A 12,866-nucleotide genomic window follows, 5' to 3' on the forward strand; every position below is an offset into this window, starting at 1 on the left:
TATGAGACTAAAAAAATACCTGATTTGTTTTATTCTATTTATATGTAGTTCTGCAATATATGCTCAAACTACTAACATTATGATCAGGGCTAAAGCTAAGGACGCCAAGTTCATTGGATCTTCTATCGGTGGCGCAAAAATATTAGTGAAAGATGCAAGAACAGGAGAAATCCTTGCTGAAGGTATTACTTCTGGAAGTACTGGAAATACCGATAAGATCATGAAACAGGATTGGAAACGTGGTGAAAATCTCTCTGAGGACAGCACTGCGGGATTCAATGCCAGCTTAAATATTGAAAAACCAAAGTTTATAACTGTATTAGCTTACGCGCCTATGAATAAAAAACAGGCAGAAGTTTTAACCAGCACTCAACTTTGGGTTATTCCCGGGAAAGATATTACAGGCGATGGAGTTGTTCTTGAAATTCCAGGTTTTGTGGTAGACATTTTGAGTCCACAGACTCACGAGAGAATTTCTGCAGAAAATTCGATTGAATTAAAGGCCAATATTGTTATGATGTGCGGTTGTCCTGTGACCAGCGAAGGTATCTGGGATTCTGAGCAATATGAGGTTAAGGCTATTATTACAGGTGAAGACGGAAGTTCTAAAGAGATTACGCTTCAGCAAAAAGATAAGCCTAGTACATTCAAAGCTTCAACCAATTTAGAAAAAGGATTGTATGAAGTGATGATCTATGCTTATGATCCTGTCACTGGAAATACCGGGTTAGATAAAACTAATATCATCGTGAATTAGGCGAGTAAACCAAGTGATTCGATGGTTCGCAGCACTCCGTTATTGTTATTATCATGCGTGGTAACAAAATTACTGGCCTGTATAATTTCTGGATGTGCATTTTTCATGGCATAGCTATGTTTAGCTACTTTCATCATTTCCAGATCATTTAAATAATCACCGAAAACAAGAGTTTCTTCCGGGGTGATATTTAACTCTTTTTGAATATCTTTTATAGCATTTCCTTTATTGGCGTTTAGAGCGGTAATATCAATAAATACTTTTGCAGCAATAGCTACTTTGTATCTGTCAGTATAATTTGCGAAATGAGGAAATGTATTTTCTTCAACTCCGTTAAAATTGCATAGGGTTACTTTTAAATAAGTGTCATCTACTTTGGTAAGATCATCCACAACTTTCAATCTTTCGTAGAATTTAGAAATCTCATTAAGAAAATCTTTGTCTTCGGTTTCTATATAAGCCGAATCCTTTCCGCATAAAACCAGATTTGTATTCTCTAGTTTTCTACCAAGTTCTATAAATTCGATCGCTGCATTTTGCTCAATGGGATTAACGTACAACTCTTTTCCTTTGTGAGAAACGTAAGTTCCATTTTCCGCGAAGAACATGGTCCTGTCTTTTATTCTTTCAAATCTTGATTCAAGGTTGTAAAATTGACGACCACTGGCGATGGAAAATAAGATTCCGTTCTTGGTCAACTGTTCTTCAACTTCCCAGAAATCAGGATGAATTTCATGATTATCATTCAATAAGGTTCCGTCAACATCGGTTACAATTAGCTTTATCATAGGTAGATTTTGAATTTTCAAAAATAAGGACAGGAGGTTCGTAATTGGTTAATTCAGCATTAAATTTTGCAGTCACCGTATAAGGAAATTTTATTCCGAGCATTATAAATGTTTGAAAGACAGTTCTATTCAATGTTTTATTTAAAATAAATCTAAATAGACTTTTATTTTCGATTATTCGATTTTAGATTTGCATTTCTATTTATAATAAGTCTAAATAAAATTTAAAAATGAATTGCAGGCTACTACTCATATTTTTCTTCTTCTGTTACGTTGGTTTTGCGCAGGATACCGGAAGTCTAATAGGGACTGTTCAAAATGCCAAAGAGATTGGAATTTCTGAGGCAAATGTGGAAGTTCAGGGAACAAAATTAGGAACTGAAACATTTTCTGACGGGTCTTTTGAAATCCAAAATATTCCTGTTGGAAATTATTTACTCAGGATTACATACGTCGGTTTTAAGCCAGGTGAAATTGCTATCAGTATAAAATCTGGAGAGGTAACTCAATTACCTAATATTGTTCTTCAAACCGCACAGGAGCAACTTGGTGAAGTGGTGATCAATTCCAATGGAAATGCCAATAAATTTAATCGTGATAAAAGTGTTTATGTTTCTAAATTACCGCTTAAGAATATAGAAAACCCTCAGGTTTATGATAATATCACTGCAGAATTGCTTTCAGAACAGGTGGTGACCAGTTTTGATGATGCTCTTAAAAATAGTTCAGGTATTACAAAACTCTGGGAATCTACCGGTAGAGGAGGAGATGGAGCAGGATATTATTCTTTAAGAGGCTTTCCTGTTCAACCGATTTTGGTAAACGGTCTGCCTGCGCTAACTAATGGAAGTCCAGATCCCGCAAATATCGAGAATATTGAGGTGATCAAAGGCCCTTCCGGAACCTTGTATGGTAGTAGCGTTATTTCCTATGGAGGTTTGATCAATATTACCACTAAGCGACCTTATGATTATTTTGGTGGGAATGTGACTTATACATTGGGAAGTTTCGGGCTTAATCGGGTAAGTGCCGATGTTAATACTCCATTGGATGAGGACGGCGATGTAGCCTTACGACTGAATACCGCCTACCAAACTAAAAATTCATTTCAGGATGCAGGTTTTTCAAAATCTCTTTTCGTTGCTCCATCTTTAAGTTACAAAGTGAATGATAGGTTATCGTTTCTTATCAATACTGAATTTTACGACGGCGAAAGCACAAATCCCACTATGTTGTTCCCAGATCGAGGAGCTCCGCTTACGGTAACCAACATTGATGAGCTGGATTATGATAATAACAGATCTTATACGAGTAATGATCTAATCCTGAGAAATCCTAGCTTTAGTTTACAGGGACAGATGAATTATGAAATTTCAGATAACTGGACTTCACAAACCGTAATTTCCCGCGGAAGTGCCAAATCTAAAGGTTACTATTCTTACTTATATGAATCTACCCGATTCTACGAAGATCTTGATGAAGGAATCGTGCTATCGAGATTTATGAATAATCAGAACTCTACTACGCTTACTACAGATCTTCAGCAGAATTTTATTGGAGATTTTGAACTCTTCGGAATGCGGAATAGAGTTGTAGCTGGTTTGGATTACTTTCAGCGAGAAGTAATAGATAACGGAACCGGATATATTGGTAATGGTCTCGTGTATATTGGAAATGCAAGCTTGCAGAACGTAAATGAAAGTGTATTCGGGATCACCGATGAAGCAAACTACATAGTTAATGGAGATAGCGGGGTTTTATCTACTGCAGCGGTAGATGGACTTCTGGAGGATGTAAGCAGAAACAATTCTAATACAAAAGAAGATATTTACAGTGCCTATGTGTCTAATGTTCTCAATATAACTCCCGCTTTATCAGCGATGGCGAGTCTTCGTATAGATCAGTTTGAAAATGAAAGTAATAGCCAAACGGCGCTTTCCCCAAAATTCGGATTGGTTTACCAGCCGATTTTGGACAGAATTTCCATTTTTGCGAATTATATGGATGGTTTCAGTAATGTGGCTCCTTCTGAAGCGATCAATCAGGAAACCGGGGAAACCAGAAGGATAATATTCGATCCTGAACATGCTACTCAATTTGAAATTGGAACAAAACTGAACTTTTTCAACGATAAGTTATTCGCTACTTTGAGTTATTATGATATCCAGGTCGAGAATATTGTGCTGGGAAGTGGTTTTGAAGTAACACAGGATGGAACCCAGTATAGCCGAGGATTTGAAGCGAGATTAACTGCCAGTCCTGTTGACGGATTTAATATTGTTGCTGGATTCAGTCATAATGATAGTAAAGTTACTGATGCTGCTGCTAACGATGATTTTCTTGGAAGAAGACCTGAATCTGCCGGACCCGAAACTCTTGCAAACCTATGGGCTAGTTATAGATTTTCAGAAGGACCTGCTGAAGGATTTGGACTCGGTTTTGGAGGGAATTATGCAAGTGAGAATTTAATCTTTAATCGAAACACCGCTGGGATTTTTACGCTGCCTTCATATACGGTTCTCAATGCCGCCATCTTCTATGATGTAGATAAGTTTTCCATCAATTTGAAACTGAATAATCTAACCAACGAAGATTATTATAACGGATGGTCTACCATAAATCCGCAGGCTCCAAGAAATTTTGCCGCCGCACTTACTTATAGATTTTAAAATTGAATTAGCCGGAGATCGCTGAAATGGCGATCTCCATTTTTTACAATAATGAAAAACAAGAAAAGAAAGAATTTACTTAAGAAATGGGCGGGCAGGATTCATCTCTGGTTAGGCTTGGTAACAGGTTTGATTGTTTTAATCGTTGCCCTGACCGGTTGTATCTATGTTTTTCATGATGAGATAAAAGACGCTATTTATGACTATAGGTTCGTAGAAGAGCAGTCTACAGAATATCTGGCTCCATCCAGGATCAAAAGCTTGGTTCAAGAAAAATATCCGGGAACTTCAGATGATTTTGTGATCTATTCTGGTAAGAACAGGCCGGTGGCGGTCTACGGACTGCATGAGGAAACTCCTTATTATTATTACCTGAATCCTTATACCGGTGAATTTCTCTATGCGCAGAATTTCAACACAGATTTTTTTGAGATCATAAAATCTTTGCATATGTACTTACTTCTGCCTGAAGATATCGGCAGACAGATAGTGGGAATTTCAACAATCATTTTCATACTGATGCTAATCACCGGAATCATCCTTTGGTGGCCCAGGAAACTGAAGAATCTAAAGAAAAGTTTGAAAATAAAGTGGGATGCCCGTTGGCGTAGACTCAACTACGACCTGCATAATATCAGCGGATTTTACCTACATATTCTTGCTGTGATTGTAGCAATAACCGGATTGTACTTTTCTTATGAATGGGTGAGCGACAGTATTTATTATCTCGGTAATCTTGGTGAAGATGTAGAAACCGATCATCATATTGAAAATATTGATAAAAAGGAGCGTATCTCAAAAGATCCTGTAGACGTAGCTTTTTACGAAACAATGGATCTTGCCCCTGATCATGAAATGTATTTTGTTTGGACAGAAGGGGAGGATCACCCGTTAGTTACCGGAGCTTATACTGAATCACTGGACTATGATCATCAATCCAATTATTATTTTCATCCGCAAACAGCTGAATTACTCCAAAAGCAGCCTTACGCTTCTAAAAGTACCGGATTGAAATTACAGGAGATGAGTTATGGAATTCATACGGGTCAGTATTTTGGGATGATTGGAAAGATCGTTGCTTTTATCCTAAGTTTGTTTGTCGCATCATTACCAGTGACTGGATTTATCATCTGGTGGGGAAGAAAAAACCGGGTGAAGCATCTCACCCGGTAATTATATATTTAGAAAAGTATAGCGTCTACTATCCCGCCAACAATAGCGATTAGAATGGCTAGCCACAATGAAGGCCAGAATCCTTCCGTTTTAAAATCGGAAGAAATTTTATCTGCAATCTCAATGACGATTGCATAGGCAATTACCCTGGTTACGAATCCCAGTCCCAAAAAATAGAATATTCCGAGGGTTGCGATATTCAGAATTGCGGTTAAAAGCCAGCTTAATAAAAAGCTTAGAACTCCAATAATAAGAGCGACGATTATCGCAGATTTAAATCCGCTTAAATGTACTTTAGAAATGAATTTTGCTGCAACTAATAAGACTACAGCATCAATAAGAATATGGATTATCCATTGAATCATATTTTCTGGTTTTAAAAGTTAGTAGTCTAATATACCAAAAAATGAAATTTTAAATATGCTTTAATTCAGTCTGGCTTCGAGAGTTCGAGGTTCTTTTTTCAAAAGTACTTCCCATAAAGCCTTTAGATTCGCCAATTTCTCTCGCTGTTTTAATCTGTATTCAGTTTGATAGGCACGCTGATCTGCGGCGAAACCTCTATAATCTAAACCAAGGTTTTTAGCGATGAATAAAGCCCTGGGCAGATGAAATTTCTGGGTAACCACAATAGCACTTTCCACTTCAAATAATTTTCCAGCCCTGTACATACTGTCATAAGTGTCTAAACCTGCATGATCTGAAGTAATAAGACTTTTGTCTATGCCATTCTTTTCAAGATAACTAACCATGGCAGCCACTTCATTATAATTATCACTACGATGATCTCCCGTAACCAGGAAGTTATTTACTTTATCGCTCTCATACAATTTAATGGCAGTATCAACTCTGTCTTTCAGAATAGGAGACAATTTGCCATCGGCATGCACGCTTGCTCCCAGAATGATTACTGTCCTGGCGGGTGGAACATTAGACATATTGGTATAAATAAGCCCTGCCGTCTGGCGCTGGAATATCGCTTCTATTCCCAGGATTACGAAAATGATGAGAACCAGGCCAATTACTGATGCGAGAATTAATTTTTTAAGCCGCTTCATTTAGGATGATGAAAAATTGAATACCGAAGATAGCCATAATAATTGTATGTATCAGATTAATTTATGCGCTAACGCCAGTGTTACCTTATACATTGTGTACATTTGTAAAATATTATTTTAACTGGTTATGAGTAATATAAAAGCTTTGAATTGGCGTTATGCCACTAAAAAATTCGACGATAAAAAAATCTTATCTGAAGAAAAGGTTAAGGTCCTGAAACAGGCTTTTAATCTAACCGCCACTTCTTATGGTCTTCAGCCTTTAAAAATGCTGATCGTTTCTAATAAGGACGTTCAGAAACAGCTGAAAGAGTTTTCATTTAACCAACAGCAGGTAGATACAGCTTCACATGTTCTGGTAATTTGTATCGAAAATAAAGTGGATGAGAATTTTATAAAAAACTACTTCAAAAGGGTTAAGAATGTAAGAGAAACTCCGGAAGAGATCCTTAAACCATTTCATGATTTTCTGATTGACGATTTCAAAACCAAAGAAGTTGAGGAGATTGAATCATGGGCGATCAATCAGGCTTATTTAGCTTTGGGAACCTTATTAACGGTTTGTGCAACAGAAGAAATAGATGCCTGCCCCATGGAAGGTTTTGAACCGGAGAAATACGACGAATTTTTAAAACTTCACGATAGAAACCTGCGATCTGTGTTAGTGTTGCCGGTAGGTTACAGGGCAGAAGATGATATGTTCTCGAAATTTAAAAAGGTGCGTAGACCTTTGGATGAGGTGATTATAGAAATCGATTAATAAGAAACGTATTCCGTAATTTCCAATCCGTAGCCAATCATACCCACACGTTTTGTTTGCTGGGTATTTGATAATAACCTGATCTTGTGAATTTCAAGGTCATGTAAAATCTGAGCTCCTATTCCAAAATCCTTATTATCCATTTTTACAGGTGGCGCTTTCATCTCACCAGTTTTCTGACTTTCTTTTAGTTCAGAAATTCTGTTCAATAAATTAGGAGATTGATTTGCCGGGTTAATGAATACAATAGCACCGCGACCCTCGTCATTGATCGCCTTGAACATTCCATCTAATTTTTTATCCGGATTATTTGTAAGCGTACCAAGAATGTCATTGTTTACCAACGTGGAATTCACTCTAACCATGATCTCTTCATTTGGCCTCCATGAACCTTTGGTCAATGCAACGTGTACCTGTGAATTGGTAGTTTGTTTGTAAGCTCTTAATCTGAATTTTCCAAACCTTGTTTCCAGTTCAAAATCTTCCTTTTTTTCAATTAGTGAATCATGCTGCATTCTGTAGGCAACAAGATCTTCTATAGAAACGACTTTAAGATCAAATTTTTTCGCAACCTCTAAAAGCTGTGGTAGTCTGGCCATGGTTCCATCCTCATTCATGATCTCTACGATCACACCGGCTGGCTGAAATCCTGCTAATCTGGCAAAATCAATAGCTGCTTCTGTGTGTCCCGTTCGTCTAAGTACACCTCCTTCCTTGGCTTTAAGCGGAAAAATATGACCAGGTCTGTTTAAATCCTGCGGCTTGACTTCTGGATCTATCAATGCCTGAACTGTTTTCGCACGATCTGCGGCTGAAATTCCAGTAGTTACCCCTTTTCCTCGAAGGTCTACGGAGATGGTGAAGGCAGTTTCCATGGGGTCGGTATTATTACCAACCATCATTTCCAGCTTCAATTCATCGCATCTGGCTTCGGTTAAAGGCGCGCAAATAAGTCCGCGGCCATGTGTAGCCATGAAATTGATCATTTCAGGAGTAACCTTTTCAGCAGCAGCTAAAAAATCTCCTTCATTTTCGCGATCAATATCATCTACGACAATAATAACCTTTCCGGCACGAATATCATCAATAGCTTCCTGAATAGTATCCAGTTTTATTGAGTATTGATTGTTTTCCACCTGAGCCATAACATCTTATTTTATGGCTGCAAAGATATTTATTCTGTTTTACTTTTGTCCTTGAAAAGCCCGGCTTTTTTGAAGAGTTTTTTGATAGGTTCCGTGATATTATCAAATACGAATAATCCCTGATCTGTCGTAGCTCTGTAAGTGAGGTATATCCCTAAAGGCAGCATGATAAATGTAGAAAGCCAGGTAGCAATAAAGGCAGGGATACTGCCATCTTCCGCTGAGTTTTTGGCGAAAATACCTATAAAGTGATAAGTAAGGAATAACAAGATAGCCACTACAATGGGTAATCCTATTCCACCTTTTCTAATGATCGCTCCTAAGGGCGCGCCTACAAAGAATAGAACGATACAGGCAATAGACAATGCATATTTTTCATGTAATGCAATCTCAAATTTATTAACCTGTTGTACACTTCGCTTGAATTCCTGCTTTTTCATTCCTAGGTGGGCTAGAGATGAATTAACGCTGCCCAAAGCAAGATTCGCGATCTGTGCGCCATCATAAACGTTGTAATTGGAAAGAACTCCTTCTTCAAAGGGAACAATAGTATCTTTAGGCTGATAATTCAGTTTAATGGTTTTTAATCCGGTCCTATTGTACATGGATTCTTTAAATTCAGCCATTTTATTATTGTAGGCAACTGAAAAGGAATCGATACTTTCATCAAGTTCAGAGATCTTCAGCATTCCATGGGTAGAACTGTAACTCTCATCTTCCAGGTTCACATTATTGAAATCTGAAAGATCTATATTGATTACATATTCATCAAAATAAGACTTGGTAAAAGGCTTATTCTTACGTTTCTCGTAATCGCTAGGTTTAATTTCATCGTAATAGTTACCTTCTTTCAAAATAAGAGAGAGTACGTCTGAATCTGTACTACCAACCAGTTCGCCTTCCTTAGCCTTTATTACTGTAGTATTTCCTCCGGTCTGCTGTTTCTGGTGAATTATAACATCGGTTAAATACTGGTCATTCTCACCTGATTTGTCTTCAACTTTTATATTAAAAGTACCAATATCATTAAAGGTACCTTCTGAAATCGCCATCGCTGGCTTAAGCTGGGCAATATTTTTTCGAAGGTTGATCGATTTAAATTCTGCCGCGGGAATCACATTATTCGCAAAGAAAAAAGCCACCATGCTTATAAATACGATAAATACAGTAAGGCTTCTCATTGCACGACCCAACGAAATTCCGGAAGATTTCATTGCCGCAAATTCATAATTTTCAGCAAAGGAGCCGAAAGTCATGATAGAAGTAAGTAAAATAGTGAGCGGTAATACTAGCGGTACCAGTTTAGGGGAAAAGTAAAGTAAGAATTTTAAGATTACTTCTGCATCCAGGTCTTTACCAGCAAGTTCACCTATGTACAGCCAGATGGTCTGGAGTACAAAGATGAACATGAGTATTATAAAGACCGAAAAAAAAGTTTTTAAAAAACTGGTTAGTATGTACCGGTCGAGTATTTTCAATTTAATCTAATCTATTGATGTAGTAATCGCTGTATCTATCTTCGTTAAATGTAAACAGGTTTTTGGCTAAAGGCTGGTCTGTTTTAAAACTTTTTACCGTAATAGTCACCTTAGTTCCATTTTCCTGGGTCTGGATTAAATTATAAATATGCTTGGTCTGGCTGTCAATTCCCAGAAGTATATTCTTGATCTCAGCTTTACTATCTTTCGGAGTTAATTTTACATACTGGATTTCACGACCTTTTACATTCTGAGTGATATCCATTTGGTAATTATAACCATCTTCATAGAAACTGAACATTTTTGAAGGCGTAATACTATTATTATCCTCTTCTACGTAATTTGAAATATTGATTTCCTCATCTTCAGGGATGATGGTGTAAATTTTCTTTCCATCAAACATTTGTGTAGTGCCCATAAGGTTTAGAACATATTTGTCTCCCTGAATACTCACGTCTCCTCGTGTTTCCTGACTCACATTTTCTGCAGTGTTCTCTAAAGCATATTTGAATTCAATTACCATATTTTCATAGCCTTTCACCTTTGAAGAAACTGAATTAAGTAATTTTTCTGCCTTTTGAGAGCTCTGTGCCTGAATGTTCATAGACATGATTGCAGCCAGGATAAATACTAATTTTTTCATTTTGAATTTTTAATTGTCTGGTTTTTCATTTAAAAGTTGATCTAAAGCCGCAAGATCTGTCACTAAAACCTGTCTCGCCTTGCTTCCCTCAAACGGACCAACAATGCCTGCGGCTTCTAGCTGATCTATTATTCTTCCTGCGCGGTTATAGCCAAGTTTTAATTTTCTCTGAAGCAATGATGCCGAACCTTGTTGGTGCGTCACGATCACTTCTGCGGCTTCTCGGAATAACTTGTCCCGCTCGCTCACATCTATATCAAGTCCTGTGCCACTTTCCTCGCTTTCATAAGCCGGTAGCTGGTGTGCATCTGGATATGCTTTTTGGGATCCTATAAATTCTGTGATCTTGTCAACCTCCGGTGTATCTACGAAAGCACACTGAAGTCTCTTCAGGTCGTTACCCTGTGTGAAAAGCATATCACCGCGACCAATTAGCTGATCTGCGCCCTGGTTGTCGAGAATGGTTCTGGAGTCAATTTTTGAGGTTACCCTGAAAGCTACCCTGGCTGGGAAGTTAGCTTTTATGATACCTGTAATTACATTAACCGACGGACGTTGGGTTGCAATGATAAGATGAATACCAATAGCACGGGCAAGTTGAGCCAGACGCGCAATAGGAGTTTCAACTTCTTTTCCTGCAGTCATGATAAGATCGGCGAACTCATCTACAACAAGTACAATATAAGGCAGGAATTTATGTCCATCATTAGGATTCAGTTTTCGCGCCTTGAATTTGGTATTATATTCTTTAATATTACGACACATCGCATTTTTTAGCATGTCGTAACGATTATCCATTTCTATACAAAGTGAATTCAGAGTATTGATCACCTTGGTATTATCGGTGATGATGGCATCTTCAGTATCCGGAAGTTTTGCCAGGTAATGTCTTTCAATTTTGTTGAATAGCGTAAGTTCAACCTTTTTTGGATCTACCAGCACGAATTTCACTTCCGCAGGATGTTTACAGTAGAGTAGGGAAGTAAGAATTGCGTTCAATCCTACAGATTTACCCTGACCTGTTGCTCCCGCCATCAACATATGCGGCATTTTGGCAAGATCTACCACGAAAGTTTCATTAGAAATAGTTTTACCCAAGGCAAGGGGTAATTCCATCTCTGCATTCTGGAATTTCGCTGAAGAGATCACCGAACGCATCGAAACGATACTCGCATTTTTGTTAGGTACTTCAATACCAATAGTTCCCCTTCCCGGAATAGGTGCAATGATCCTGATTCCCAAAGCTGAAAGAGAAAGAGCTATATCATCTTCCAAATTCTTGATCTTGGAGATTCGTATACCTGCTTCCGGAACTATTTCGTAAAGTGTAACTGTAGGACCAACTGTAGCTTTGATCTGGGCGATCTCGATCTTGTAGTTTTTAAGAGTTTCTACAATTCGGTTCTTATTTTCTTCAAGCTCTTCCTGGTCTATGGTAATGGATCCACCATAATCCTTCAATAGCTCGATTGTCGGGTATTTGTAATTCTTTAGTTCCAGGGTTGGGTCAAATTCTCCGAAATCTTTTACCAGCTTTTTACTGAGATTGTCATCTTCTTCCTCTTCGGGAGCAGCTTCCACCTCCATAGAAACATCTTCTTCCGGAGCAGGAGTTACTTCCATTGCCGGAGAAGGTGTTGATTCTTTCTTCTTTTCCGGTTGCTCTTCTGAAAGATCTACTTCTTTGGGTTTTTCTTCCTCCACCTTTGGTTTTACTACGGTATCCTTCCAATCTTTTTCCTCTTCTGTTTCGGAAATATCCGATTGATGCTCTTGCATGGCATCTTTTAATTCTTTTTTCCCAGATTTAAAATAACCTCCAATTAATTCCGGAGTTACTTTTAATCTGATGGCGAGATATGCAATAAATAGGAATAGCATTAGTAGTGCAGTACCGAAGAAACCGAGATAATCCTGGATGAAATCGTTGGTTTCATATCCAATTCTACCGCCTAGCAGCGCATTCTTTTCCGCGAAGAATCCAAAGAATACCGAAAGCCATATCATGACGAGAATTCCCCAGAACCAGAACTTTCGAAGGTTTGCACTGTTAAACCCGAAGAAAAGATAGATTCCGCTTAGCAAGATCAGAAAGGCGATTGAAAATGCAGCAAGACCAAATCCCTGGTATATAAAAAAGTCACTTACCGTTGCTCCAAATTTACTTAGCCAGTTTCTAGCTTCTACTTCACGATTGGCAAATTCATTCAAAACACTTTGATCTGCCTGCCAGTTAAAAAGAAATGATATAAATGCAACGATGAGTGCCAGGCCAAAAAGCATTAGGAAACTACCGAGAACCACCTTCTGCTGCCGGTTAAGCTTTAAGGAGAAATTACGTGATTTTTTGGCGGTTTTCTTGGTCTTAGCTTTCTTTTTAGCCATACGTAGGTTA

General features: G+C 38.0%; 11 protein-coding genes. 4 read left to right on the top strand and 7 right to left on the bottom strand.

Annotation, left to right across the window (positions count from 1 at the left end):
• Position 1: 1 nt before the first annotated feature.
• Positions 2–757, top strand: coding sequence for a hypothetical protein (locus tag AC2S94_RS09860; RefSeq protein WP_484628431.1), 756 nt, complete (start codon positions 2–4; stop codon positions 755–757).
• Here AC2S94_RS09860 and AC2S94_RS09865 read toward each other — a convergent pair.
• On the bottom strand, positions 754–1,545 hold the full coding sequence (locus tag AC2S94_RS09865) for an HAD family hydrolase (protein WP_484628432.1): 792 nt from the start codon (positions 1,543–1,545) through the stop codon (positions 754–756). The two genes, AC2S94_RS09860 and AC2S94_RS09865, sit on opposite strands and share 4 nt — an antisense overlap.
• A 230-nt stretch (positions 1,546–1,775) precedes the next feature.
• On the opposite strand from AC2S94_RS09865, the gene AC2S94_RS09870 reads away from it, so the two are divergent.
• Together AC2S94_RS09870 and AC2S94_RS09875 are read left to right on the top strand one after the other, a co-directional pair.
• On the top strand, positions 1,776–4,214 hold the full coding sequence (locus AC2S94_RS09870) for a TonB-dependent receptor domain-containing protein (RefSeq protein ID WP_484628433.1): 2,439 nt from the start codon (positions 1,776–1,778) through the stop codon (positions 4,212–4,214).
• Positions 4,215–4,265: 51 nt separating this feature from the next.
• Positions 4,266–5,387 (top strand): PepSY-associated TM helix domain-containing protein, encoded by a 1,122-nt coding sequence (locus AC2S94_RS09875; protein ID WP_484628434.1) that lies wholly within the window; start codon positions 4,266–4,268, stop codon positions 5,385–5,387.
• Between the two features lie 8 nt (positions 5,388–5,395).
• On the opposite strand, the gene AC2S94_RS09880 is transcribed toward AC2S94_RS09875, so the two are convergent.
• Both AC2S94_RS09880 and AC2S94_RS09885 read right to left on the bottom strand, forming a co-directional pair.
• Positions 5,396–5,752, bottom strand: a complete 357-nt coding sequence (locus AC2S94_RS09880) for a phage holin family protein (RefSeq protein WP_484628435.1) — start codon at positions 5,750–5,752, stop codon at positions 5,396–5,398.
• A gap of 60 nt (positions 5,753–5,812) precedes the next feature.
• On the bottom strand, positions 5,813–6,445 hold the full coding sequence (locus AC2S94_RS09885; protein WP_484628436.1) for a SanA/YdcF family protein: 633 nt from the start codon (positions 6,443–6,445) through the stop codon (positions 5,813–5,815).
• Positions 6,446–6,572: 127 nt separating this feature from the next.
• Between AC2S94_RS09885 and AC2S94_RS09890 the strand changes: the two genes are divergently transcribed.
• Positions 6,573–7,205 (top strand): NAD(P)H-dependent oxidoreductase, encoded by a 633-nt coding sequence (locus AC2S94_RS09890; protein ID WP_484628437.1) that lies wholly within the window; start codon positions 6,573–6,575, stop codon positions 7,203–7,205.
• Here AC2S94_RS09890 and ribB read toward each other — a convergent pair.
• From ribB to AC2S94_RS09910, 4 genes are read right to left on the bottom strand one after another with little or no spacing between them, the layout of a single operon-like run.
• A complete protein-coding gene (ribB, locus tag AC2S94_RS09895; protein ID WP_484628438.1) occupies positions 7,202–8,350 on the bottom strand; it encodes a 3,4-dihydroxy-2-butanone-4-phosphate synthase in 1,149 nt (382 codons plus the stop codon). The genes AC2S94_RS09890 and ribB overlap by 4 nt on opposite strands.
• 29 nt (positions 8,351–8,379) lie before the next feature.
• Positions 8,380–9,828 (bottom strand): LptF/LptG family permease, encoded by a 1,449-nt coding sequence (locus AC2S94_RS09900; protein ID WP_484628439.1) that lies wholly within the window; start codon positions 9,826–9,828, stop codon positions 8,380–8,382.
• A 1-nt stretch (position 9,829) separates the two neighbouring features.
• A complete protein-coding gene (gene lolA1, locus AC2S94_RS09905; protein ID WP_484628440.1) occupies positions 9,830–10,471 on the bottom strand; it encodes an outer membrane lipoprotein periplasmic chaperone LolA1 in 642 nt (213 codons plus the stop codon).
• Positions 10,472–10,480: 9 nt separating this feature from the next.
• Positions 10,481–12,856, bottom strand: a complete 2,376-nt coding sequence (locus AC2S94_RS09910; RefSeq protein ID WP_484628441.1) for a DNA translocase FtsK 4TM domain-containing protein — start codon at positions 12,854–12,856, stop codon at positions 10,481–10,483.
• Between the last annotated feature and the right edge of the window lie 10 nt (positions 12,857–12,866).

The sequence above is a fragment of the Christiangramia pacifica genome (genome assembly GCF_057221535.1).